Here is a 25,826-nt window from a genome sequence, read left to right on the forward strand (position 1 = left end):
TTTATAAAGAAACTAATTAACCTTTTCTAATTGATTAGAATTTGAAAATTCGTTAAATAAAAGGATGACATATCGTAAAAACATTAAAACAGTACCTACTATTATTGAAAGGTAAACAAAATACATCGGAATTTCCATTGCAGGAGATTTTTGTTGGGTTTCTATTAAATTATTAATAAAGGGGATACCTATATAAATAACAAGGACACAATATACTAATGAAAGAATATAGCTAACTGTCCTTAAAATCTTATTACCTTTATCGGAAAGATAAATAACCATAATATCAAGGGTAATATGTGCTCCTGTCTTAACTCCATAACTAGCAGCAATAAATGTTGCCCAAATCATGACATACCTTGAGAACTCTTCAGTCCAGTCTATAGGTGAATTAAAAACATAACGGCTAACGAAACTTGCAAATACAGCTAAAAGCATGGCTAGTAACAAAATAAAAGTTAAATTCTCTTCAATTTTCGTTAGAGTATTATCTAAACTCTTCATTAATTTCTTCAAAAAAATCACCCCTTTAGAAAAAAATAAAGAAGAAAAGTAATTTTTTCTTCTTTATTTTACTTGTTAAAACTTTAAATTTTGTACGTGCTTGTCCGATTCTGTGGCCTTATCTGTGATATAACCTTAGGTTCGAAACACTTACTTTTTTAGTTTTTATTGTTATTAGTTAGCTTCAGCTTCTGCAATTGCAGCCATTAGCTCATCAAATAGTTCTTCACCAATTTGTGATCTGTAGCTCTCTACAACAGGCATTGCTAATTCTTGGAATTCAGCAATTTGCTCATCGCTAAGCTCAATAACTTCTACACCTTGTTCTTTAACTAAATCAATACCTTCTTCTGTTTGTTTTCTATTAAACTCGCGTTCAATCTTGCTCCAGTTCTTACTTTCTTCTACAATGATGTTTTGTAGATCCTCAGGTAATGTTTGGAAGAAGTCATCGTTAGTAATGAAAGCATAAGCACCGTAAACATGAGAGTTCAGTGTAATATACTTAGTAACTTCATAGAAACGCATACCAGTAATTAATGAAATTGGATTTTCATAACCATCAATAACACCTTGTTGTAACGAGCTATATAACTCTGGGAATGCCAACGGAGTTGGACTACCACCGAAAGCTTTAATCATATCCATGTGTGCTTGGTTTTCTTGAGTTCTAATTTTTAATCCTTCAATATCTGCTGGTGATTCAATTGGACGGATGTTATTAGCCATATGGCGAATACCATTTTCTCCCCATGCTAAACCTCTTAGTCCTGTTTCTTCTAACATTAAACTAAATAGTTTATCACCAAATGGACCGTCTAATACTTTATCTGCCACTTCTTCATTTTTAAAGATATAAGGTAAATCTAAAATCATCATTTTTTCGAAAAATCCACCAAAAGGAGCTGTTGATAATACAGCCATTTCAATTGTACCCATTTGAACGCCTTCAAGTGTTTCACGTTCTCCACCTAATTGACTGTTCGGATAAGTTTCGATAATTAGACGACCTTCACTTTTTTCTTCAACTGCTTTTTTAAACTCTTGTAATGAATTTTCAAGTCGATCATTAGTAGCTGCTGATGAATGGGCTACACGTACTGTATATGTTTTGTCATCTGCACCTGAAGAAGATTCATTTTCAGATACTGGTTCACTGCCGCCACCACAAGCGACCAAGAAGATAAAACCAAATAATGGAATTAATACTTTCAAAATATTTTTCATCTACTTACACCTCTTTTTATAGTTTTTTAATTTTATAGAATCCCTGCATGGGAATCTTTAATTAACTTTTCTACATCTTTTGCAGTAGTGAGACGTGGATTTACTAGGACATTTCCACTTCTCATAGAATCTGAAATCAGCTTATCGATTTGAGCTAAATCTACTCCTAAAACCTTCGTGTTGTTTGGAATATCAAATGCTTTATTCCATTCAACAATCGTTTCAACTACCTTATCAGCAATAGCAGCATCGCTTTCATTAGCAGTACTAATTCCCATTGCTTTTGCGATATCCACCATTTTATCTAAACATGCTGGTGCATTAAACTTTAAAATGTAAGGTAGAAGAACCGCGTTAGCAATACCATGAGGAATATCAAATACTCCACCAAAGGATTGAGAGATCGCATGGACATTTCCTAATCTTGTCTGTGAAAATGCTAAACCCGCTAACATTGAAGCTTCTAACATTCTTTCTCTGCTTTCTAAGTCTGTTCCATAGAAGTAAGCTTTTGATAGATTATTAGAAATCAATGTAATCGCATGAAGAGCGATACTTCCACTGATTGGATCACTTTGCTTAGATATGTATGATTCGATCGCATGTGTTAAAGCATCCATACCTGTTGATGATGTAATACCAGGAGGACATTTTAATGTAAGCGAAGCATCTAATATTGCCAGGTTAGGAAATACCTTTGGACTTACAACAGCAGCTTTAAATAATGTATTCTCGTCTGTAATAACAGTCGAAGCTGTTACTTCACTACCAGTTCCTGCTGTTGTAGGGATTGCAACCAAATATAATGGATCATTAACGATTTTGCCTACACCTTCATAATCCAGAATTTCTCCTTCATTTGTTGCCATAACAGCGATTGCTTTTGCTGTATCAATGGAACTTCCTCCGCCAAAACCGACAATAGCATCAAAGTCACTTTCAGAAAACTTTTGGACGCCCTTTCTGATTGTTGATGTTTTTGGATTTGGTTCTACTTCATCAAACATTTCATATTTAATATTGCTATTCTCCAATGAATGCAACATTGGGCTTAGTAGTCCTGCGTTTAAAATCCCTTTGTCTGTAACTACTAAAATATTCTTTTTATTTTCTTTTTCTAATAATTCACCTAATTTACCAGAACTATTTAATTCAAAGATAATTCTAGTAGGCATGTAATAGTTGTACATGATGTCCTCCTTCAATAAACGAAATTGGTTTAATATCTTAAACTAGATTTTATATATTAAACTTGAGATTATAATAGCATAATATTTTGTCGAATGAAACCCCTTCCATAACTAAAAATAAAATTTTTTTTGAATTTATGTAATTGGAGATACAATAAGGAAAACTGAAGGTTTGAAACTACTAATTTAATAATTTATTAACATGTAAGGTGCTTGAGACTATATTTTCCCCTAGATGCAACTTACTTCCTTCAAGAGAAAATCCGCGCATTCTGGGTCTTCTAATGCAGGAAATAACCTTAAACTGCTGTATCCTGTAGCAACTCCTGGACCAGAAAAGCTATGAGTCGTGTTATTTTGACATACATATTCCTATCAAGAACAAAAGGCGCATGCGCCAGCTTAGCCCCTACAGACGAGCATCAGCTAAACCACGACTTCCCTGTCGCAACGCCGATACTAGCACGTCCTATGCGTCGTGTTCTTCCGACGAAGAAGTCGTTAGAAAAGCGGAAGTCGATTGGTAAGCCCTGGACCCGAAAATGTTCTTTCGTCGGATATGAGGTGTTTTTCCTCAATATCCGGCGAAAGGTTATTTTTCCCGAAGGGTTATCGACTGGAGCTAGACAGATAGACTTAATATTTTTAAGGATGACGCCACGTCCTGTGGCAACACCGGCATTAGCACATCCTGTGCGTCTTTGCCCCCGAAGGGCTGGGCGCTGAAGCTGAATTACACTACTGTTATCTAAGTTATCCACATCATTTGCCATTTTATAAATTACTAAGCCACAAAAAAACCAGCATTCAGCTGGTTTCCTATTACGCAAATATCTTATTTTCATTTTCCTTCCGGAAGAAACTCCTCATTGCGGCGTATACATCTGATTTTTGTTTTAAAATGTAATATCTAAATTTCTCATCATTCATATTTTTATAGGCTGACATCAGTGTGGAATGACGGTTATACTGATTGACTTCTCCGTAACCAAACATATTACAAAGACCCATAAGTTCTTTTACTAATTTAACACAGCGAGCGTTATCAGAGGTTAAGTTATCACCGTCTGAGAAATGGAATGGGTAAATATTAAATCTTGAAGGTTGGTATTTTTCATCAATTAGTTCGAGGGCTTTGCGATAAACAGATGAACAAATGGTTCCTCCGCTTTCCCCTTTTGAGAAAAAGTCGTCTTCTGAAACTACTTTAGCTTCAGTATGGTGTGCAATAAACTCGATTTCAACAGTTTCATATTTGGTTCTTAAAAACCGCGTCATCCAAAAGAAAAAACTTCGGGCCATGTACTTTTCCCAAACACCCATCGATCCCGATGTATCCATCATGGCTAGTACAACCGCCTTCGACTCTGGTTTCACAACTTCATTCCAGGTTTTAAAGCGAAGATCTTCAGGAATAATGGGTTGGAATGTTGGTTCTCCACGCATCGCATTTCGAATAAATGCATTCTTAAGTGTTCTCTTTTTATCAATATTACCCATTAAGCCGTTTTTACGAACATCATTAAAATCAATATCCTCAATTACATTTTCATCACGTTCTTTTTGTTGAAGGTTTGGTAACTCCAATTCCTTAAATAATGCCTCTTGAATTTCCATTAATGATACTTCTGCTTCAAAATAATCTTCACCTGCTTGGTCTCCGGCACCGCTACCTTTTCCTGGCCCCTTCTGTGGTGCTCCATCCCGTGCAACAACATCCCCAACTTGACTATCCCCATCGCCTTGGCCAACATGCTTGGATTTATCATAGTTATAACGAATCTTATACTCATCTAACGACCGAATTGGAATTTTCACAACGTCCCTACCGTTTGACATGATAATGTTTTCTTCAGTAATAAGATCTGGTAAGTTGTTTTTTATGGCTTCTTTTACTTTTTCTTGGTGTCGTTGTTGATCATCATGACCTTTACGGTGGAGGGACCAATCTTCTTGTGAAATACTAAAACTCTTGTCATCTAGTGTCATTTTTTACTTTCCCCTCCTATGGTGTTTTTGATTTACTGTAATACCGTAACACTTTTCGCCTACAGACATAATCTAATAAAAGTTACTATTAAAATAGCTTATTTTATCTTATGCAAAATTCTGAAATTATTGCTTACTATTTTTAATAGTTGCCAGAGTACAAGCTCAATAAATGGTAAAAATCATCACTAAAAAGATAAAAAAATTCCCGCCATATATAATAAGTGCCAAGATATCATCACTTGGCACAATTATATTAATATTATTCTGCTGGCGTGTAAAAAATTAAATCCATTTTTTAAGAAATTCATAGCCTATCTCTACATCTTTTAACCATGGTATGATGGCTGCACGATCGGCAAGCTCATTTGTAACCATGTCAATCCATTGTTTTTCAGCGGTCTTTCGTCCACTTAGAACCGGATCAGATGTGTTCGTTTCATAAAAGCTTTGGTTGATTACCCACCATTTAGGAGCAATATCGGCACGCATTAAATCTTCCTGTAATCGTTTTGCTTCAAAAACCGGTGTCGCTTCTGGTAATGTAACAATGATAACCTCTGTTTCTTCTTTATTTCGTAAACGAGGAAGAAATTCTTTCACACTGGCTGAAACTTCATCAGTAGAGCGTTCCAATTCTTTATGATATGAATGCGCTGCATCAAGAAGGAGCAGTGTATGACCTGTTGGAGCCGTATCAATGACAACAACTTCATCCTTTGATTTAGATACAACTTCTGCAAACGCTTGAAAAATGGCAATTTCCTCTGTACAAGGCGATTCAAGATCTTCTTTAATATAAGCGATCGCATCTTCATCTAATTCCTTTGCAGCTTTGTTTAAAACCTCATTGCGATAATTTTCAACCTCTACTTTTGGATCAATCCTGCTTATTGTTAAATTCTCAAACTGATCGGTAACCCCAAAGATATTCTCCAAATGTGCAGCTGGATCAGTTGTTGTTAAATGGACTGTACGGCCGCGTTCTACAAGTCCAACGGCAACAGCTGAGGCAATTGTCGTTTTTCCAACGCCGCCTTTTCCCATTGTGAAAATAACCCGAATTCCACGATTCGCTAAATCATCAACAAGCTCCGTTAACTTCGGCAAATGAAGTGGATCATGCTCTTTTATTAATATATCTGTACGTTCTTCTTGGCTGAACAGCTTACTCAAAGACTGAATACCCGTTAAAGAATATGACACAAGCGGAATTTCAAACAAAGATAACTTCGATAAATGTCCTGGCATCTGTGCAAGGGCATGCTGTTGCTTTTGATAGAAGGCGACTGAAATCTCATCCCCTTGTTTTTCCTGCTGCAGAACCCCATTTATCAAAACCATTTGATTGTTAATGCCTAGATCACCTAATTCAATTGATGCTCGTTCTGCCTCCTTTAACGAGGAATGTTCTGGACGAGATACTAAAATTAAAGTTGTTTTATTTGGATCTGACAGGGCGTTCATTGATTTTGCATATAACTCTTTTTTTTCATTTAGTCCTGATAATGGACCTAAACAGCTTGCTCCATGCGTACTTTCATTTAGAAAATCCGTCCAAGCCGTTGGCAGTTGTAGTAATCTTAGCGTATGCCCAGTTGGTGCAGTGTCAAAAATGATATGATCATATGTATCTGCAATTACTGGATTGGCTAATAAATTAGTAAACTCATCAAACGCAGCGATCTCAACTGTACAAGCTCCAGATAGCTGCTCTTCCATTGTTTCAATTACACTTGCAGGCATTTTGCCACGGTAGGGTCCTACTAATTTTTCACGATATTGTCGAGCAGCCTCTTCAGGATCAAGATTACATGCATACAAACCCTGTACGCTTGTAATAGGAATAATTTCATTTGTTAACTCTACTTCAAATACATCTTGTAGATTCGATGCAGGATCAGTTGATACTATTAAGACCTTTTTCCCTTTACTAGCAAGAGTAATGGCAAGCGCACTGGCTGTAGAGGTTTTTCCAACACCGCCTTTTCCAGTAAAAAATAGAAAAGGTGTAATAGAAAGTTGATCAGGGTTAAATAAGGGGAACATATTGACACCTTCTCCTATTAAATTAGTGTTTTATTTGACTTTTTCGCTGATAGCTCACTTATATCTAACTCAAACCATTGCGCTAATTCCTCATTCGATGGATATTTCTCGTCTTTTACGACTTTTCCGTCTAACAAAACAATCGGAAGCACATCCGGACCTTTCTCATTTAATAAATTACTTACTGCTTCGTTCTCAATAAAAGCGCTTGGCTCACTACCTAAATTATATCTTTTAATCCGCAAACCCTTGCTCTCTAATAAAAAAAGGGCCGAAGCTACACGAGCTAGTTCGGGATCAACGCTTGGACCACACACGCCTGTAGGGCAGCACATCGCAGGATCAAATACTTCTAGACTTTTCATTAGTAATCAGCTCCTTCAAATTTCTTATAATAAAAACAGGGACCATGTGTAAAGTGATCCCTATTTATAAAATATATCTATTATTTATTCACCAGTTTCAGCAAAACGCTTAACTCTTTCACCAATTTCATCACGAACACGTTGGAAAAACTTCCACTTTTCCTCCTCCGTTCCTTCTGCTTTAGCAGGATCATCAAATCCCCAATGCACTCGTTTCACATGTGGGGGTGTTACCGGACAATGGTCTGCTGCATGCCCACAAAGTGTTACAACTAAGTCTGCTTTATTTAAGATTTCCGGATCAATTACATCAGATGTTTGAGTTGAAATATCAATACCAGCTTCGTTCATCGCTTTCACAGCGTTTGGATTTAAACCGTGAGCTTCAATACCAGCGCTTTTCACTTCCCATTCATCACCTAAATATTTCTTACCCCAGCCCTCAGCCATTTGACTGCGACAAGAGTTTCCAGTACATAAGAAATAAATTGTTTTTTTCGCCATCTTACATTCTCCTTTTTTGTATTAAATTTGAAGAAAGGTACTCGGTGTGTTAAAGCTTAATGTTGATTTTCCAACATATCACATATTTCTAAATAACCAACAACCATAAATATAACCCCACAAGTGTAATAAAGAGAGTCGGTACTGTTAATAAAATACCTACTTTAAAATAATATCCCCACGTTATTTTCACACCTTTTGTAGATAAAACATGTAACCAAAGCAATGTTGCTAAAGAGCCAATCGGGGTAATTTTTGGTCCTAAATCTGAACCGATGACATTGGCATAGATTAGTCCTTCACGAATAACCCCCGACGTATTCGTATCAGCAATTGCTAATGCATCGATCATAACAGTCGGCATATTGTTCATAATTGATGATAGAATGGCAGCGATAAAGCCCATCGCAATAGTACCGACGAATAAACCTTGATTTGCTGCTGCTTGTATAACATCACCTAATACATTTGTTAATCCTGCGTTTCGTAATCCGTAAACAACCACATACATTCCAATCGAAAAAAAGACGATAGCCCATGGCGCACCTTTTATCACTTGTTTAGTTTGCACAACAGAACTCTTTTGAGCCATTAGTAGAAAGAATATTGCAACGATACCTGCAATAAAAGATACAGGAATATTGGCAACCTCACTTATAAAATAACCAACAAGTAAAACAGCTAATACAAACCATGATAACTTAAACATTCTTACATCTTTAATTACTTCATGTGGTTTGTTTAATTGTGACAATTCATATGTTTTCGGGATATCTTTTCTAAAGAATAAATAAAGTACAAGAATACTTGCTCCTAGTGAAAAGAAATTCGGTACAATCATTCTTGATGCATACTCAGCAAAGCCTATTCCAAAAAAGTCAGCAGAAACAATATTCACCAGGTTACTAACAACGAGTGGCAATGAAGTGGTATCTGCAATAAACCCACTTGCCATAATAAAAGGAAACACCATCTGTTCTTTGAAATTTAATGCTCTTACCATCGCTAAAACGATTGGCGTTAGAATTAGAGCAGCTCCATCATTTGCAAATAACGCTGCAACCATGGCCCCTAATATCGTAACGAAAACAAACATCCTCATGCCATTTCCTTTAGCGAACCTAGCCATGTGGAGAGCAGACCATTCAAAGAATCCAATTTCGTCTAATATTAAAGAAATAATGATAATGGCAATAAATGCTAACGTTGCATTCCATACTATACCTGTTACTACAATCACGTCATCAAAAGTTACGACGCCTGCAAGTATAGCAAGAAGTGCTCCTCCACAGGCCGACCAGCCAATCGAAAGATTTTTAGGCTGCCAAATCACAAACACTAATGTAACAACAAAAATGAGAATCGCTAATATACTTTCAGTCATACATAAACCTCCAACTAGTCACAAGAAATTCGTAGTCCATTTTGTTCCAATTCTTTAACCTTCTCTTTTTGATCAGGAAGATACTTGATAATATCTTCAATTAGTGGGTAAAATTCGCTATTTATATTGATAGAATAAATCATCCATTGACTTTTCCTTGTTTCTTTTACCACACCACTATCTTTTAATTTCCTTAAGTGTTGACTAATTGCCGGTTGACTTGTTTGAAAAATTTCTACAAATTCACACACACAAAAATCATCATAGTATAACAAACTCACAATTGAGAGCCTTGTTTTGTCTCCTAGTAACTTTAATAATTTGGCTATTTGCTCAACATCAAATGGTTTACTCATAAGAGCCTCCTTTCATCTATGTAAATATATGATTATATTCTAATTCTTTAATTGAAAATATACGGTCATCACAATATAATTATTTACTTATATAATAAAATGTTTATATGTGAATTTCAACTCTTACTTTGTAAAGAATATATAAAGATGCTATAAAATTACCCATATATAAAAGGGATACTAGTCTACAACTAATATCCCTTGCTGTAATTCTTTATTTAGCGGTTAGATTGCAGTTGCATTTTCTTCCACTTTTTTCTCTTCCTGTATTTCAACTTTAACTTTCCGTAACCTGCGATTTTCTACTTCATCTGCACTTACCTTTAAGTTTTCGTATATGAATGAATCACCTGCCGAAGGAATGCCTTCAAATCGCTCAATCACCCATCCGCCAATAGTATGGTAAGAGCTTTCAGGAAGTGAAACGTTCATAAGTTCTGTAAAATCATCTAATTGAAACTGAGCATCAAATTTAAATACATTATCATTTACACGTGTAATTGCACTTATTTTTTCATCTTGCTCATCCCAAATCTCACCGACTATTTCCTCAAGAACATCTTCCAATGTAATTAAGCCAGAAGTTCCACCAAACTCGTCTAAAACAATAGCCATATGGACTTTATTTTTTTGCAATTTGTTTAATAATGAGGAGATTTTTACAGATTCAAAAACAAACAATGGTTCTCTTATTAATTCCCTAATATTTGCATCGTTATATTTTAATAAATGTGCAAAAAATTCTTTTTCATTTAGTATTCCAATTATATTATCAATACTTTCTTCGTAAACTGGAACCCTTGAATAGCGTTCCTCAAAGAAAATTTGTTTAATTTCTTCAATGGATTGGCTTACTTCAACCGCAACCATATCGATACGCGGCGTTAAAATTTCACCAGCTAAAATTTCGTCAAAGTCCATTGAGCGTTGAATTAATTCGCGTTCTTCTTTATCGATAACGCCTTCTTCTTCACTCATGTCGATGATTACTTTAAGCTCTTCTTCTGTTACAGAAGGGGTTTCATCCTTTTTTGAATAAAACCTTGAAACAAACGATTTCAATAAGATAAAAAAGTAGTTAATCGGTGCAAGAATTTTTATTAAGAAATATAGTATACCTGAAATTGTCAAAGAATAACTTTCGGCATTTTCTTTTGCCAATGATTTTGGGAGAATCTCACCAAAAATAAGAATTAAAATTGTCATTACTACGGTACTTATTACAAGCCCTGTATTTCCACCAAACAAATCTGTAGCTAATTTCGCAGATATACTTGCGGCTGCAATGTTCACAATATTGTTTCCCACCAAAATTGTTGACAATGCTTTATCAAAGCTTTCTGCAATATATAGCGCTTTCTTACTTCCCCGTCTACCTTCTTCAAAATAGTGCTTTAAGCGTATTTTATTAACACTAGAGTAAGCTGTTTCTGCTGAAGAGAAAAACGCAGACATTAAGATTAAGGAAACTAATAAAATCAATGAATTCAGTGGTATATCGTCCAAAAAATTTCACACTCCTATAAATTGTGGTAAATATTTAAATAAATAATAATTAATTAGTTAATTAAACCAGTTAATGACTGAAATAATGCCTTAGAATGTGGAATGAGTTTATGAATAACTGCTTTTTTATCAGCTTCATCTAATTTTTCAATACAATTACATATTTCTTTGATTTCTGATTCTAGATGAACCATATCCTTAGTAATACGATCAACTTGCTTTAGTACATGATCTTGATCAAGTCGATTTGCTTTCAAAACTTCTTTTCTTAGTTTAATTTCATCTAAAGTCATATGCACTTTACTTCGTTCGATAAATTTTAGATCATTCACTGCATCCTCGTCGTAAAACCGATAATTTGTTTCCGAGCGTTGACATTCTAATAACCCTAACTTTGTATAATAATCAATTGTACGCTTTGATACATTCGTTAACTTTGCAAGTTCACCTATTCGATATAACTTCCCAATTTTGCTCACCTCTTCCCTAATTATAATTCAATATACTAAAAGTGTACAGTGGAACGTAATGGTTGAATGTATAATGAATTATAAGTGGATAGTCAAGCTCCATTGGATCAAATGTTAGTGCATTTAAATTTTGTGGTTTATATCTAAAGTTTATGATATAATTCACTTTTTATTGATATATTTTTGAAATCACTAATATATTCCAGTGTATTACGAATTAACTAATAAAAGATATAAAAGGTAATGTTTTTTATGGCTATCCACCTCATAACCTGCTAAACAATAAAAAAAGATATTAGCCATCAGCTAATACCTTCTTTAAATTAATTTATCTGTTTAACAATGAGCCAACATATCGTAATAACTCATTTGCTGAAGTTGAATTATAACCATATTCATCAATTAAAGTGCTAACAACTTCATTTATTTTCTTTAACTGTTGTTCATCTGGTGTTTTGCTAGATGTAGTAATTTTTACAATATCTTTTAAGTCAGCAAATAGTTTCTTTTGAATGGCCTCGCGTAATCTTTCATGCGAATTATAATCAAATTTCTTCCCTTTACGTGCATAGGCTGAAATTCGGATAAGTATTTCTTCACGGAATGCTTTTTTCGCATTTTCAGAGATTCCAATTTGTTCCTCGATAGAACGCATTAGCTTTTCATCCGGATTCATTTCCTCACCAGTAAGGGGGTCACGTAGCTTGTTTTTATTACAATATGCTTCTACATTATCTAAATAATTGTCCATTAGTGTTTTTGCAGATTCCTCATATGAATATACAAATGCTTTTTGAACTTCTTTTTTGGCGATATCGTCATACTCGCGTCGAGCCACCGAAATAAAGTTCATAAAACGCTCGCGATCTTCGTTAGAAATTGAAGCATGTTGATTTAAACCTTCTTTTAGTGAACGTAATACATCTAATGCATTTATAGACGGTGTTTCCTTACGAATAATAGCCGATGAAATTCGGTTAATGACATAACGAGGATCAATCCCTTTCATACCCTCATCAGTATGTTCATTTCTCATTTCTTCAACATCCACTTCATTAAACCCTTCTAGAATTTCCCCATCATACAAGCGCATTTTCTTAACTAGGTCGACTCCTGCCTTTTTAGAATCCTTTAAACGCGTCAATATTGTGAACATCGCAGCTACCTTTAAAGTGTGCGGTGCTATATGAACATGGGCCATATCACTTTCACTAATCATTTTTTCATAAATCCGTTCTTCTTCACTAAAGCTTAGATTGTAAGGTACTGGCATAACAATGATTCTGGAATGCAATGCCTCGTTTTTCTTATTTGAGATAAATGAACGATATTCAGCTTCGTTCGTATGAGCAACAATGAGCTCATCCGCACTTATTAACGCGAAACGGCCTGCTTTGAAATTACCTTCCTGTGTTAATGAAAGGAGATGCCAAAGGAACTTTTCATCACACTTCAACATTTCCTGAAACTCCATCATTCCTCGGTTTGCTTTATTAAGTTCACCATCAAAGCGATATGCACGCGGATCAGATTCAGAGCCAAATTGTGCAATTGTCGAAAAATCTATGCTTCCAGTTAAGTCAGCAATATCCTGCGATTTTGGATCTGATGGACTAAAGGTCCCGATCCCAACTCGCCTATTTTCAGATAGAAAAACTCTTTCGACGATTACATCCTCAATCCTTCCTCCGTATTCCTCATCTAAACGCATTTGATTTAATGGTGATAAATTCCCTTCAATTCGTATACCGTACTCTTTATAAAAGTCATCGCGAAGATGGTTGGGAATTAAGTGTAGCGGATCTTCATGCATCGGGCATCCTTTGATCGCATAAACAGCACCGCGGTCTGTACGTGTATATTCCTCTAATCCTCTTTTTAATAATGTAACAAGTGTAGATTTACCACCACTAACAGGACCCATTAATAACAAAATACGTTTTTTTACATCTAACCTTTTTGCGGCAGGATGGAAATACTCCTCCACCAAACGCTCAATAGCATCATCAATCCCAAACATTTGACGGCTAAAAAAGTTATATTTCTTCTGACCGTCCACTTCCTCAACTCCAGCGTCTTTAATCATATTATAAACTCGAGAGTGAGCGGATTGTGCCACATACGGGCGTTCTTTGATAATTTCCAGATAATCAGCGAAGGTACCTTCCCACGCCAGTCTTTCCTCTTGTTCTCGGTGCTCTTGTATTCTTCTTAAAATTTCCATAAGTACCTCCCTCTAAATTTGATAATCAAATTAGTGGTTTATATCACTCTATGCCGTACTCTTAGCTAACATGTCTTAAATATTTTTCTTAATAATTATTTAGAAAAATACATAAGAGATACTACACCGTTGACAAGTTCGTGAAAACACAATAAAATAATGAATTTTATTTCTCATCCCATTCACAGCCCCAATTTCTTGGGCTATAATAGAAATATATTTTGTACTTTTGGAAAGTATACAAAGAATAAAAGTAATAGCGTTAATGTTTGCCTTAAGAGGGCAAAGGCACTTAAGCGCGAGTACAATTGAAGGAGGAAAAAACCATGGGTCTTACTTTAATTTTAGTTGTGATGGTAGCGTTTTTAGCTGCAATCTTTACTGCTGGATATAATGATAAACCAGGTTCTAATTAATATCAGCTTTTCTTATAATATAATTCTTTAATTAAATTTAACCTTTTTAAAGTAAAAAAAGATCTTAAAAGGAGGAAATACTCCAGTTAAGATCTTTTTTATGTTAAACCCGGATAATTTTGTTGCCGCAATGCTTCATATACTAAGATTGCCGCGGTATTTGATAAATTTAATGAACGCACTTTATCTGTCATTGGAACTCGCAGTGTGATTTGTGGGTTTTCTTCAATTAGCTGCTTAGGAAGACCTGTTGTTTCCCTACCAAAGACAAAATAAATTTCTTCTTCTGAGTTACTGAAATCAAAGTCTGTATATTTATTCTTCCCAAACTTTGTTAAATAAAAAAATTTACCATGTTTATTTTGATCCAGAAATATTTCGAGTGAATCGTAATTTCTAATTTCAACAGAATCCCAATAATCTAACCCAGCCCTTTTTAACATTTTATCTTCTGTTGAAAATCCTAAAGGATGAATTAAATGCAGTACTGTATTTGTTGCAGCACATGTCCGTGCAATATTCCCAGTATTAGATGGAATTTCTGGCTGATATAAAACAATATGTATACTCATTGTTTTCACCTCAACGCTATTCATTCAGCTATTAACCTTGTCCATTATACCATTTACTATTAAAAATGAAAAAAAAGTAGATGCTAACCTACATCTACTCACTGTCAAGAATATGGAAGAATTTATATCGGATATTAGGTGTATAGGCCGTTGAGTCCTCGTATGCCCAGTAACGCATCCTGCTGTTATACGTATGGGCATTGACTAACGGTTCATTGTTTTGGTCTTTTGCCACGACGATCGTGTTATGATCCCACCTGCCGTCTCCTTGAAAATCATAACAAATAATATCTCCCGGAATCAAGTCACTCGCAGATGATACTTCCTTCGCTACAATCCCATTTCGTGCACCGCTTAAATACCATCTTAACGAATGTGCAACTGCCCAACTATAACTCCAAGAAGTACCATTATACCACCAGCCCTTATTACGGCTAGAAGCATCTGTCATCGGAATCCTGCCACCCTCATGCAAACATTGTGATACATAATTCGTACAGTCCACTTCAAATTTTTTATATTTTGGATTATAGCTATTCCACCATTTTTCAGCATATTGAACAGCCGCTCTACGTTCATAGCGATATCCTTGGCGAACACCTCGACGAGTTTCCTCAATATCTTCTAATTTGAAGGTTGGTTGTAAATATCGATCCGTATTTTCGGATTCACTGATTGAATCCTTAATGATTATATTTTTATGAATAACAGCTCTACGCGGTTCTAGATTTTCTTCCATATAAAAATTATCGTTCTGCTGTTTCACAAGCAATTGATTGTGTACTATATAATCGATAATCAAAGTGTTATCGACTTTTTTTTGACCAATAATTTGCCCAGAAGCCATTGCTTTTACAAGTTCAGAGCGACGTTTTTTTAAAAGTTCATGTTTTCTCTTTATAATTCCTTCTTCAATTTCATCTATCTTAACGTTTGTAGCAGTTGAGTTTCCAACTAACTTTTGAAGACGAGCATTTACGTTTTCTTTTAGATTGTCGATCCACGTCATCTTACTCACTTCCTCTTTAGGCCATTTACATATTAGTATGCATGAAAAAGCCAAGAAGTGAATAAGCTATATAGATATTCTTACAATCTGTTTATCTAGCTATTTGGAAGATTGCTTTAAGGATTTCTCAATCATTAACAATTTTTCTTTTTTATCTAGGCCCCCATTATAACCAACTAACGAGCCATTACTACCTATAACACGGTGACAAGGTACTAAAATAGGCACAGGATTACGACCGATTGCAGTTCCAATTGCTCTAACTGCTTTAGGCGCATAGATGGATTGAGCAACATCTTTATACGATTTCGTCGTACCATATTTTATCTTACATAATTCGTTCCAAACCTTTTTTTGAAATGAAGTTCCATATAAGTCGATAGGTAGATTAAACTCATTTCGTTCGCCATAAAAATACTGTGACAATTGATTAATAGTTTGTGAAAGTTTTTCAGGATTATGTGAAAGTTCACTTTTCAAGAAATATTTTTTAACCCATGCATCAAGAATCGAACGTATTCCCTCGATTCTCCCAAATTCGATATTACAAATCCCTTTATCAGTGGTAACGATGGTTAATGGCCCTATCGGACTTTCCATTTCATCATAATAAATTAGTGGTCTCATCATTAATCTGACCTTTCTTTCACCGTTTCTTCTATCATTTTGTACTTGCTTTTAATATCGATCTGTAATCTTCACTGATCAGAAAGTAGCTTTAATCCTTTGTCTATTTCTAGAAGAACGTCATGATCAACTTCTTTAGCCTTTGCTTTTTCGAGTAGTGTCTTGGCGTCATTACCACCGATTTTTCCTATAGCCCATGCTGCAGTTCCACGTATAACTGGACGTGGATCCTCATTTAAGACTTTATCAAGATCATGAATTGCAGTTTGATCCTTATAATGAGCTAAGCCAATAATTGCATTCCTTTGAATAGGCTTCTTCCCTCTCCATGATCCTGAAATAGGGCCGAACTTTTCTTTAAACGTACGGTTATTTATAAATAACAACGATTTAAGCTGTGGTTTAACTATCTCTGGATCAGGCTCCATTTCAAGATGATGGTCAAAGTTTTTACCTTTATTATGCGGACATACCATTTGGCAAGTATCACAACCATACAAACGATTACCGATTTTATCCCGATACTCATCTTTTAGAAATCCTTTTGTTTGTGTAAGAAAGGCAATACACTTATTAGAATCTAACTGACCCGGTTGGACAATTGCCCCCGTTGGGCATGCCTCAACACATTTATTACAAGTACCACATAGGTCTTCAATTGGTCGATCCGGAGGAAAAGGAATAGACGTAATCATTTCACCAAGATAAACATATGAACCATACTCTGGAGTAATGATCGAGCAGTTTTTGCCGCTCCAACCAATTCCCGCACGTTCAGCTACGGCACGGTCAGAAAGTTCTCCAGTATCAACCATCGATTTGATTTTAACATCAGGTACTTTTTCCTGAATGAAAGTCTCAAGTTTACTCAAGCGATCTCTTAATATGAAATGATAGTCCTGTCCCCAGGATGCTCTACAAAAAAGGCCCCGACGATCTGATTTTTTACTTTGCGGTGCATTTTGCAATTTTGATGGATACGCAAGAGCAATTGCAATAATCGATCTTGCACTAGAAAGTAATAATTCAGGATTCACTCGTTTTTCGATATCAGATTCCTCAAACCCTGATTGATAGTTTAACTGTTGTTGCATTTTGAGACGTTCTTTCAATGTGATAAATGGGTCTGCACTAGTAAAGCCAATTTTATCAATGCCGATTGATTTACTATATGCAATGACCTCCTCCTTTAACTGGGCAAATGTCATGCCTTTCCCTCCTTTCTATAAAAATTAATACTTCGTTAGGTTTCAAATATTAACAGCTTTTCCATAATGAAAATTTCCAAAAACAAGATTTTTAACTTTTGTTTAAACCGGAATAAATTAAAAAACGCAATGCCCCGTTTATCTAAGAAACGAAACACTGCGTTGATAACAATTTAGCAAGAAAGTAAAACTCGATGTTTCAAATTATATAACGAGCTGTCCATCAATGCAATAGTTTTTTATAAAACTTTTTGTGCCATTTAGTAGCATTTGCTCATTATTTAATAATTTCTACTTTTTCTAATTCTAGGTGATTCTTCTTCAAAGAACGTTTTTGCCAAACGGCCGTGGTTATTATTGTTAATACCAATAATAGTAAGCCCAAAATAAATGGATATATAATATTAACATCATAAAGTAGACCGGCTAGCGTTGGCCCTAACACATTCCCAATACTCATATAAGCATTGTTCATCCCCATCGCAAATCCTTGTTCATTGCCAGCCATTTTAGAAATAAGTGTATTCAGAACTGGACGAAGTATGGAAGTTGATAAAAATATTAAAAGTGTCACACCAAAAAACATGGCATAACTATTCGAAAGTATGGATAGTAAAAAGCCTAACGTTGCAACACTTAAAAATATATTTAATACTTTTCCTTCACCTAGCGAGCTAACCATTCGATCAACAATAAAAAGCTGAACAATTACACTGACGATTCCAGTTGCTGTCACCATAATTGCAATTTCCTGAGGAGTTGCCCCAAACTGATCATCGACAAAAAGACCTAAAACAGACTCATATGCCATAAGACCGAAACTCATTACAAGGGTAATGATAAGAGGAATAAAATATGGCATCTTAATAGAGCGTACCATCTTTCTGGCCATTGATTCTTCACTTTCGCTGATATTATTTGTTGCTAGTTGTGATTGACTTTCTTCAAGTACGACTATTGAAAAAATAACAGCAACAAGTGAAACTAATGCAGAAATTAATAACGGTATTTTAAGACCAAAATCAGCTAAAAATCCTCCAATTCCAGGCCCGATAACGATACCCAATGACATTGCAGCGGAAACTAAGCTATTACCCTTTGCACGTTGATCCATTGTAGTGATATCAGCAACATACGCAAAGATAGCTGGTATAAGCAACGCAGCCCCAACGCCCCCGATTACGCGAGAAGCGTACAGCCACCAAATTGAATCAAATCCGTAAAACACAAACATTGATACCGTTAAACCTGCTAGGCCAAATATAATCATTTTTCTTCGGCCATATTGATCTGTCCATTTACCGGCAATCGGTGAAAAAACAAGCTGTGCTCCCGCAAAAATCGCAATCATTAAACCTGCAGCTGTTCCTCCTTGATTAATTGACTCCAAATAAGCAGGTAAAATTGGAATTATAATACCAAAGCTACCAATTGCTATAAACATATTAATCATCAAGACGCCTAATTTTTTGCGTTGTTCTATAGTCATAAGCTAACCTCACTTTTGATTTTATTCTGTTTAACTACTCACAAGTTAAACAATTCAGGCGCTAAAAAACTCCTACCAAATACAATACAAAGCAGGAGTTATTGTTACGTCAGTTGACTAATTAATTTAGAATAATTGTATATAGTTTAAAAGCGAGAATTATCTTATCACGATTACAGCATACCGTCAACAAAAGTTACTTACGTTTAAAAAATCACAATTTAACGAGTATTTCAATCAAACTAAAAGGATGTCTCCTTCTACAGAGACATCCTTTTATGCTTTTACCACTTGTTTGAAAGTACAACTTTTCCAATTGCTTGATTTGTTTCCAAGAGAGTATGTGCATCCGAAACTTGGTCAAAAGTGAAAGGATGTGGATCAATTAATGGTCGCAGTTTCCCTTCCTCAACAAGCTTAGTGATTTGGCGTAAAATAACGTTATGATCTTTACGCTGTTCTTTATTTAATATTTTTAACAGCATAAACGTAATATGTAAAGATAAACCCTTAGCATGTAACGGTGATAAATCATGAGTTGAACGAGCTGCAATTCCAACAACAGTACCGCCGATAGCCGCAGCTTCGAATGAGCGATCTAAATTTTCTCCCCCAACCGTATCAAACACGACATCAAAGCCTTTGCCACCTGTATACTCCGCTACATATTCCGCAACAGATTGTCTTTTGTAATTGATTCCTACATCTACCCCAAAACCAATACCGATTCCAATCTTTTCGTCTGATGACGCAGTCGTATATACCTTTGCACCCGCTAGCTTGGCCAGCTGAATGGCAATATGACCCACACCACCCGCTGCAGCATGCACTAAAACTGTTTGTCCTTTTTGAACTCTTGCCCGATTATATAGTGCTTCCCATGCTGTAATGGTTACCAAAGGAAGTGCTGCTGCCTCTTCCATCGATAAATTTTTAGGCTTATGGTCTAGTAGGATCGCATCAGCAAGCATATACTCAGCAAGTGCACCGCCTGTTCCTTTAAAGCCACCCGCACATCCATACACCTCATCACCAACTTGGAAAGCAGTTACTCCCTCACCTACCTCGACAACTACACCAGCGACATCACCATGTAATACTGCTGGGAATTCAGGTGCTACAGCTTGTACTGCACCACTGCGAATTTTAGTATCAACAGGATTTACACTTGTTGCTTTTACGTGAATAAGTACATGCCCTGGAATAACAGTAGGTTTAGGGATGTCCGCAAGCTCAAAAACAGTTGGTTCGCCAAATTTCTCTATTACTTGTGCCTTCAAATCAATCACACTCCTTTTTATAATAGTTTACAATATAAACAATAAAACGCGTAAGACTTTGCTTAAAACAATAAATGAGGTCATGCAAAAATTCGGATTTTAACAGTTTTTCTATATTATATAATGTTAAAATTACTTGAAAATACTCTCCCGAGGTGTAATATCATGAAATTGAATTCAGATACACAATATTTAAAAAAAGCCAATTTAAAAGAAGAGTTAATTTCCACGTACACAAGTTTTCCATTTAATCTACCTGTTATAAAGTACTTTCAAGAATTAACTTTTCATCCAAATGTAACTTATATTATAGGTGAAAACGGGATGGGAAAATCCACTTTGCTTGAGGGAATCGCTATTGCATTAGGCTTTAATCCAGAAGGTGGCACATTAAACTTCAACTTTTCAAGTTACAATTCTCACTCTAATCTTGACGACTTCTTGCGATTAGCCAAAGGCGCTACCAAACCAAAAGATAGCTTTTTCTTTCGTGCAGAAACTTTTTATAATGTTGCTACAAATATTGAAGAGTTAGACAGAGAACCGTGTTCAGGCTCCAAGATTATTGACTCCTTTGGGGGGAAATCACTGCATGAACAATCACATGGTGAATCTTTTTTTGCTGCTTTTATAGAACGTTTTCGTGGAAATGGTCTATATATTTTAGATGAGCCTGAAGCAGCATTGTCACCACTAAGACAGATGTCAATGCTAGCTAGAATTAATGACCTTGTCCATCAGGAATCACAATTTATTATATCCACCCATTCACCTATCATCATGGCATACCCAAGCGCAAAGATCCTTCAGCTCTCAGAAAACGGAATGTATGAAACAACATTAGAAAAGACAAACCATTATGTTATCATGAAACAATTTTTTGATAATAAGGAAAGAATGCTACATCATCTTTTTCAACCGTAATATAAAATATTTTATTTGCGACCACGCCCCAATTGGTTGTCAGCAGTAGTTTTAGCAATAAAAGTGTAACTATCTTTCAATTTCTTGCTAATTTTTTAGAAAATTCAAAAACTAAGTATTTTGTCGAAAAAAGTAGGATTTGAGAGTATTTATAGGGAATCGTCCCGAAAAACTAGTTTTTTGAAAATTTACAAAAAACGAAATAAAGAGGTATTATTGCTTTAGGTAATAACTAATTACAACACCCTAGAGTTGAATTCAAACAATAAAGAAGGTGAAAGACATGCAAAAAATGAAATTAACATTTAAACAATTAGTAAATCAAAATCGTGAAACGATTATTAAAGATTCAAAATTACAAGATAAGATTTATGAAAAAGTCGAATCAAGACTGGCGGCAAAAGTTACAACAAACACTGTCGAGCAAAGAGCATAAAATTGAATGTAAAATATTATTACCACTCTAGGTTTAACCCTAAAAAAAATATAAGATATTGGTATCTTAAAGAATAAAAAGTTCTATTCTTGCATTTCAAGAATAGAACTTTTTTATATACATCTCCTTATTACACATGAATTAATTTGCTTGATAAAGTATGTTCTCAAAAAGATTGAATTTGATTGGTTTAATATATTTAGGGATTTTAAAAATAAATCTCATGGAATGAAGGCTAATGATATACCATATATGTACTATGTTGATTTTCCTTTGTGTTGTAAAGTGCTTGATCAGCAAATTTGACTACTTGCTTTTGATCTAATGAATGATCAGGATAAAAAGCAATCCCGATTCCCACTTCTATTCTAATTTCATCATTATTGATGTATAACGGCTTTTCAATGGAGTTTAAAATTCGCTTGGCTATGTCCTCCGCTTCTTGTATCTTATCTAGTTCTGGCAAAATAATTCCCATTTCATCTCCACCAAGTCGTGCAACAGTATCTGCTTGACGTACATTTTCTTGCAGTCGTTTGGCCAATTCCTTTATAACTTGATCACCGCTATCATGACCATAGGTATCATTAAATTGCTTAAATTTATGGCCATCAAGCATCATTACAGCGACTTTCTTTTTTGAAAGGGATGCTTGCTCAACAGCTATGTGTAAACGATCATCAAAGGTTCGACGGTTCGGTAACCCTGTTAGATAATCAAAGAAAGCCATTTTAGATAATTCCTCACGATGTTTCTTACGCTCAGAAATATCACGTGCAATTGTTACTAATTGTTTTATCTCACCATCTTCAATAATTGGAGTTATCGAAATGTCCAACCAAAGATAATTACCATTCTTATGAAGGACACGACATTCTATTGTAAATGACTTTTTTTCCTTGACTAGCATATCTAACTGTTTTTCTAATCTTATTACATCCTCTGGATGGACATATGTAGTAATTTTCTTCCCAACAAATTCAGAATATGAATAGCCTAATAAATTTTGATTCGAGGGTGAAACATAATCTACAGTTCCTGTCGGACTTACTAAGTTGATAGCATCAAAAACATTTTCAGCAATTAACCGAAACTTTTCTTCACTCTTTAGTAGCTTTCGTTCCGTCTTCTTTAATTCAGTGACATTCTTGTAAAACGCAGTTGCGCCAATAATTTCGTTCTCATTATATACAGGTGTATACGATGCGATTATGTCTAATAATTGACCGCTTTTTGTTATTCGCTTTGTTTCATACGAACTGACCGCTTCCCCTTTAAGAATTAACTCTATAATTTGTTTTTTATCATTAAGATATTCTGATGGAACAATAATATTTTTAGTGTTCATCACTTCTTCTTCGCAATATCCAAATACTTCTTTAAAGGCAGGATTTACCCGCTTTATCTTTCCATCCCTCCCCAAAAGAAACACTGGATCGACTGAAAAATTCCAAAATGCCCTTAATTCCTCATTTGTTGCTTTTAACACTGCTTGGATACGGCTTATTTCTGTAATATCCCTTGCAATGACATATACACCAACAACAATATGATCCACAACAATCGGTATGTTTTTAACAGATAGCCGAACCCTTTCACCATTTTTTTTCTGAATCCACGTTTCATGTTGTTCTTCTTGACCACGTAAAGCCAACCTATAAGATGCTAATTCATCCTCTGCAGTTTCAGAACTAAACAAAAAACTAAAAGAATTACCAACCAACTCTTCTTCACTATAACCGGTTAATATTATAGCCATTGAATTTACACTTATTAAAAGACCGTGAACATCTATTTCAAATACTGCATCGCCATTATATCGTACAAGTGAACTTAACCTTTTTTGATTTGTTTCTAACTTTATTTTCATTTCTTGGAGCTCTCGTTCTTTCTGTGTTCGCTCCGTAATATCTCTTACAATAGCTAAAATATATATGCATTTACCATCGTGATTATAGATCGGAGTCAATGAACTTTCTCCTATAAATTCACCCATTGAAGTTTCAATTGTACTAGTAAAATGAAATGCATTCTGTGAAGTCACTACATATTTGTATTGATCTTTTAATACTTTGGAAATTCCACCCGGTACTATGTCCTTAATATCTTTTCCAACGACATTATCTTGAATATTTAAAATGCGTTTTGCGATTGATTTATATAAACATACTGAAAAGAAGGACCCTCTACTTTCATTAAAAAAACTAAATCTTTCATAATGTCAAATATGTTACTGAAAACCTGGGCATCTTTGCCGATTTTATTTAAAAGTCCCTCATGACAACTATGTCTCCCTTTTTCTATATACAAAATTATCTTTTTTGGTATTTTAACTTATATTATGCCTTTTTTTCTTTTATAATTATTTAAGGTAATCAACAGCACTTACACCTCCATGCATAAAGGAAGGAAAAATTACGTAGTAAAAGATATTTATATAAAAAAGGAGCATCAACATTTTCTAGATGATCCTCCTATCTCACTTCTATATCATTTAAAGGTTATTGTATAAGGTCCTTCTAACTCAGGGTGATTTATAAGACGAATAAATTTAGGCTCACATCGAATGACAATGTAATTAGGATCATCCGGGCCTTTTAAATACTTACGAAAGTTGTCATGCCAAAAACGTTCCTTTGTATGATCATCATCCTGTATAGTTGCTATAGCCGTCATGTCAATAAACGGTTTTCCATGACTGCCTTGAAATCCTAATAAAATGTGCACGTTATTGTTGCTAAGAATATCTTGGATTTTTTCTGTTTTCTTACTCGTTACCGTATAAAGACTAAAACCGTCATTTCTAAATATCATATATCTTGCAAACGGTTGATTTCCTTTTATTGTACACAATGTTCCTACTTTGTGCTCTGTTAGAATTCGTAAAATTTCATCCTTAATAGTCTGCTGCTCCATCCGACTGCACCTCTTGTAATGTCCAATTTAAACTCTAAATAGAAAATTTCGCAATTATTATAGCACAAAAATGTACATTCAACGGGGACATAGCGAAACCGTACGAAATTATTCACTCAATGTGAAATGATTTACTGACTGTCTTCAACATTTAATCTGGAATTTCATAGTAATCTTTATACCAACTTACAAACCGCTTGATTCCCTCATCAATCGTGACAACAGGCTGATAAGAAATATCCTTAATCAAACTATCAATATCAGCATACGTTTCTGTCACATCTCCAGGTTGAATCGGAAGAAATTTCTTTTTAGCGGTTATTCCTAATTCTTTTTCAAGTACTTGTATAAAATCCTGTAAACGAACTGGTTTATTATTACCGATATTATAAATTTTATATGGAGCCTGAGGATCTGTTGGAGGGCCTATCTTCATCAACCGATATATAGATTCAACTACATCATCAATATAAGTAAAATCTCGTTTCATAATTCCATGATTATAAACTTCAATAGGCTGATTATTCCTCATGGCATTTGCAAAAGTGAACAATGCCATGTCAGGCCTGCCCCATGGACCGTAAACAGTAAAAAAACGCATGCCGGTAGATGGTAATTTGTAGAGATAACTATACGTATAAGCAAGTAATTCATTTGCCTTCTTTGTTGCGGCATATATGCTTATAGGCTGATCAACCCGGTCTTTAATAGAAAATGGAACTATTTTATTATTTCCGTAGACCGAACTTGAGGACGCATATAAAAGATGTTTAACTCTCCATTTTTGACAACATTCTATTATGTTAGTAAACCCAACTAGGTTCGATTGAATATACTGATGAGGATTTATTAAGCTGTATCTCACTCCCGCTTGAGCTGCTAAATGAATAACAGTACTTATGTTATATTGAGCAAAAAGAGTTTCTAAAAGCTCAAGGTTTTCAATAGATCCTTTTATAAAAGTAAAGTTTCCGTGTTCCTTTATAATAGATAATCTGTCTATTTTTAGTTTAGGATCATAATAGTCATTTATATTATCGATACCGAGTACATAATAGCCTTCGTCAAGTAATCTTTTCGTAAAATGAAACCCTATAAAACCTGCACAACCTGTTACAAAAATATGTCCTTGATTTTTAGGTTGAATCACTTTGATCCCCTTTCCTCACAAAACGCTAACT

General features: G+C 35.0%; 22 protein-coding genes and 1 pseudogene. 2 read left to right on the forward strand and 21 right to left on the reverse strand.

Features of this window, described 5'->3' with window-relative positions:
• Window positions 1–12: 12 nt before the first annotated feature.
• From C1724_RS15320 to C1724_RS15410, 18 genes and pseudogenes are all read right to left on the reverse strand, one after another.
• Window positions 13–516 (reverse strand): TRAP transporter small permease, encoded by a 504-nt coding sequence (locus C1724_RS15320; RefSeq protein WP_102347596.1) that lies wholly within the window; start codon window positions 514–516, stop codon window positions 13–15.
• Window positions 517–678: 162 nt separating this feature from the next.
• Entirely contained in the window at window positions 679–1,731 is a 1,053-nt protein-coding gene (locus C1724_RS15325) for a TRAP transporter substrate-binding protein (protein ID WP_102347597.1), read from the reverse strand.
• Window positions 1,732–1,763: 32 nt separating this feature from the next.
• Window positions 1,764–2,921, reverse strand: coding sequence for an iron-containing alcohol dehydrogenase (locus tag C1724_RS15330; RefSeq protein WP_102347598.1), 1,158 nt, complete (start codon window positions 2,919–2,921; stop codon window positions 1,764–1,766).
• A gap of 822 nt (window positions 2,922–3,743) precedes the next feature.
• The gene (gene yhbH / locus C1724_RS15340) at window positions 3,744–4,910 is read right to left on the reverse strand and encodes a sporulation protein YhbH (protein WP_102347600.1); all 1,167 of its coding nucleotides are present in this window, start codon (window positions 4,908–4,910) and stop codon (window positions 3,744–3,746) included.
• A 285-nt stretch (window positions 4,911–5,195) separates the two neighbouring features.
• Complete coding sequence (gene arsA, locus C1724_RS15345) at window positions 5,196–6,959, reverse strand: arsenical pump-driving ATPase (RefSeq protein WP_102347601.1); 1,764 nt, start codon at window positions 6,957–6,959, stop codon at window positions 5,196–5,198.
• Window positions 6,960–6,976: 17 nt separating this feature from the next.
• On the reverse strand, window positions 6,977–7,324 hold the full coding sequence (gene arsD, locus C1724_RS15350) for an arsenite efflux transporter metallochaperone ArsD (protein ID WP_102347602.1): 348 nt from the start codon (window positions 7,322–7,324) through the stop codon (window positions 6,977–6,979).
• A gap of 84 nt (window positions 7,325–7,408) precedes the next feature.
• Complete coding sequence (gene arsC, locus C1724_RS15355) at window positions 7,409–7,828, reverse strand: arsenate reductase (thioredoxin) (protein WP_102347603.1); 420 nt, start codon at window positions 7,826–7,828, stop codon at window positions 7,409–7,411.
• A gap of 88 nt (window positions 7,829–7,916) precedes the next feature.
• Window positions 7,917–9,215, reverse strand: a pseudogene (locus C1724_RS15360) (arsenic transporter); the annotation flags it as partial.
• 11 nt (window positions 9,216–9,226) lie between these two features.
• A complete protein-coding gene (locus tag C1724_RS15365) occupies window positions 9,227–9,568 on the reverse strand; it encodes an ArsR/SmtB family transcription factor (protein WP_102347605.1) in 342 nt (113 codons plus the stop codon).
• A 225-nt stretch (window positions 9,569–9,793) separates the two neighbouring features.
• Window positions 9,794–11,074 carry a hemolysin family protein gene (locus tag C1724_RS15370; protein ID WP_102347606.1) on the reverse strand — a complete coding sequence of 427 codons (1,281 nt, stop codon included), beginning with the start codon at window positions 11,072–11,074 and terminating at the stop codon, window positions 9,794–9,796.
• Between the two features lie 53 nt (window positions 11,075–11,127).
• Entirely contained in the window at window positions 11,128–11,553 is a 426-nt protein-coding gene (locus C1724_RS15375; protein WP_180994290.1) for a MerR family transcriptional regulator, read from the reverse strand.
• 319 nt (window positions 11,554–11,872) lie between these two features.
• The gene (locus C1724_RS15380; RefSeq protein WP_102347608.1) at window positions 11,873–13,768 is read right to left on the reverse strand and encodes a PrkA family serine protein kinase; all 1,896 of its coding nucleotides are present in this window, start codon (window positions 13,766–13,768) and stop codon (window positions 11,873–11,875) included.
• 514 nt (window positions 13,769–14,282) lie between these two features.
• A complete protein-coding gene (trmL, locus tag C1724_RS15385) occupies window positions 14,283–14,756 on the reverse strand; it encodes a tRNA (uridine(34)/cytosine(34)/5-carboxymethylaminomethyluridine(34)-2'-O)-methyltransferase TrmL (RefSeq protein WP_102347609.1) in 474 nt (157 codons plus the stop codon).
• Between the two features lie 94 nt (window positions 14,757–14,850).
• The gene (locus C1724_RS15390; protein ID WP_102347610.1) at window positions 14,851–15,765 is read right to left on the reverse strand and encodes an amidase domain-containing protein; all 915 of its coding nucleotides are present in this window, start codon (window positions 15,763–15,765) and stop codon (window positions 14,851–14,853) included.
• Between the two features lie 99 nt (window positions 15,766–15,864).
• On the reverse strand, window positions 15,865–16,395 hold the full coding sequence (locus C1724_RS15395) for a methylated-DNA--[protein]-cysteine S-methyltransferase (RefSeq protein WP_102347611.1): 531 nt from the start codon (window positions 16,393–16,395) through the stop codon (window positions 15,865–15,867).
• 68 nt (window positions 16,396–16,463) lie between these two features.
• A complete protein-coding gene (gene queG, locus C1724_RS15400) occupies window positions 16,464–17,600 on the reverse strand; it encodes a tRNA epoxyqueuosine(34) reductase QueG (RefSeq protein ID WP_102347612.1) in 1,137 nt (378 codons plus the stop codon).
• A gap of 277 nt (window positions 17,601–17,877) precedes the next feature.
• Window positions 17,878–19,089 (reverse strand): MFS transporter, encoded by a 1,212-nt coding sequence (locus C1724_RS15405; protein ID WP_102347613.1) that lies wholly within the window; start codon window positions 19,087–19,089, stop codon window positions 17,878–17,880.
• A gap of 284 nt (window positions 19,090–19,373) precedes the next feature.
• Window positions 19,374–20,369: a zinc-dependent alcohol dehydrogenase family protein gene (locus C1724_RS15410; RefSeq protein ID WP_102347614.1), complete on the reverse strand. Its 996-nt coding sequence runs from the start codon at window positions 20,367–20,369 to the stop codon at window positions 19,374–19,376.
• A gap of 165 nt (window positions 20,370–20,534) precedes the next feature.
• On the opposite strand from C1724_RS15410, the gene C1724_RS15415 reads away from it, so the two are divergent.
• Both C1724_RS15415 and C1724_RS25320 read left to right on the forward strand, forming a co-directional pair.
• Window positions 20,535–21,293, forward strand: a complete 759-nt coding sequence (locus C1724_RS15415) for an AAA family ATPase (protein WP_102347615.1) — start codon at window positions 20,535–20,537, stop codon at window positions 21,291–21,293.
• 283 nt (window positions 21,294–21,576) lie between these two features.
• Window positions 21,577–21,729, forward strand: coding sequence for an FbpB family small basic protein (locus C1724_RS25320; protein WP_142386554.1), 153 nt, complete (start codon window positions 21,577–21,579; stop codon window positions 21,727–21,729).
• Window positions 21,730–21,964: 235 nt separating this feature from the next.
• Here C1724_RS25320 and C1724_RS15420 read toward each other — a convergent pair whose 3' ends face one another.
• From C1724_RS15420 to C1724_RS15430, 3 genes are all read right to left on the reverse strand, one after another.
• The gene (locus tag C1724_RS15420; RefSeq protein WP_308410507.1) at window positions 21,965–23,881 is read right to left on the reverse strand and encodes a PAS domain S-box protein; all 1,917 of its coding nucleotides are present in this window, start codon (window positions 23,879–23,881) and stop codon (window positions 21,965–21,967) included.
• 338 nt (window positions 23,882–24,219) lie between these two features.
• Window positions 24,220–24,645, reverse strand: coding sequence for a pyridoxamine 5'-phosphate oxidase family protein (locus tag C1724_RS15425; protein ID WP_102347617.1), 426 nt, complete (start codon window positions 24,643–24,645; stop codon window positions 24,220–24,222).
• Window positions 24,646–24,796: 151 nt separating this feature from the next.
• Window positions 24,797–25,795 (reverse strand): NAD-dependent epimerase/dehydratase family protein, encoded by a 999-nt coding sequence (locus tag C1724_RS15430; protein WP_308410504.1) that lies wholly within the window; start codon window positions 25,793–25,795, stop codon window positions 24,797–24,799.
• Window positions 25,796–25,826: the final 31 nt, after the last annotated feature.

Origin of the sequence: Bacillus sp. Marseille-P3661 (assembly GCF_900240995.1) — a bacterium.
GTDB lineage: Bacteria > Bacillota > Bacilli > Bacillales > Bacillaceae_J > OESV01.